The organism is Oleiphilus sp. HI0061 (assembly GCF_001635675.1).
The window spans coordinates 1-1,186 of the sequence record NZ_LWFE01001796.1; the positions used below are offsets into that span (position 1 = coordinate 1).

At 45.4% G+C, this 1,186-nt stretch carries 1 protein-coding gene; it reads left to right on the forward strand.

Annotation, left to right across the window (positions count from 1 at the left end; translation table 11 throughout):
* Positions 1-114 precede the first annotated feature (114 nt).
* Positions 115-1,186, forward strand: a 1,072-nt coding sequence (locus A3735_RS27390; protein WP_068639047.1) for an isocitrate lyase, incomplete at its 3' end; no start/stop codon positions are given.

Below are 1,186 nucleotides of genomic sequence, written 5' to 3' on the forward strand. Positions count from 1 at the left end.
TTTAATTAGAATTCTGCTCGAAATTCAAATCACGCTTCTTTCTAAGTTATTTGCAGTTGAGTTGTCGCATATAAAGGAAGGGGGTTTCATTCCTAAACATAAGGGATACGTAAAATGTCACAATACCAAGACGAGATCAAAGCAGTAGCATCTGTTGTAGAAGCAAAAGGTGATAGCTGGGCTGCAATCAACCCTGAGTCAATTGCACGCATGCGCGCTCAAAACAAATTCAAGACTGGTCTTGATATCGCGCAATACACTGCTGATATCATGAACGCTGACATGGCTGAATTTGATAAAGATAAAACTAAGTACACGCAGTCTCTAGGTTGCTGGCACGGTTTTGTCGGCCAACAGAAGATGATCTCTATCAAGAAGCACTTCGGTGGCAAGACTGACCGTCGTTACTTGTACCTTTCTGGTTGGATGGTTGCTGCACTACGTTCAGACTTCGGTCCACTTCCTGACCAATCAATGCACGAAAAAACTGCTGTTGCATCGTTGGTTGAAGAGCTATACACATTCCTACGTCAAGCTGATGCGCGTGAACTAGGCGGTCTTTTCCGTGCTCTAGACGCTGCTAACGAAGCTGGCGATTCAGCAAAAGCTGCTGAAATCCAAGATCAAATTGACAACCACGTAACTCACGTTGTGCCAATTATTGCTGATATCGATGCTGGTTTTGGTAACGCTGAAGCGACTTACCTAATGGCTAAGCAGATGATCGAAGCGGGTGCTTGTGCACTACAGATCGAAAACCAAGTTGCTGATGAAAAGCAATGTGGTCACCAGGATGGTAAAGTAACTGTTCCTCACGCTGACTTCCACGCTAAGATCCGTGCATTGCGTCACGCTTTCCTTGAGCTAGGTATTGACAACGGTATCATCGTTGCACGTACTGACTCTGAAGGTGCTGGTCTTACTAAAGAAATCGCAGTAGTTAACGAGCCGGGCGATTCTGGTGATATCTACAACTCTTACCTAGATGTTGAAGAAGTTACTCCAGAAGAAACAGCTCCTGGTGATGTGCTAATCAGCCGTGACGGCAAGCTTGTTCGTCCTAAACGTCTTCCTTCTGGCCTATACCAGTTCCGTTCAGGTACTGGTCATGAGCGTTGTGTATTCGATTGTATCGGTGCGCTTAATGCTGGTGCTGACTTGCTTTGGATCGAAACTGCAGTACCAA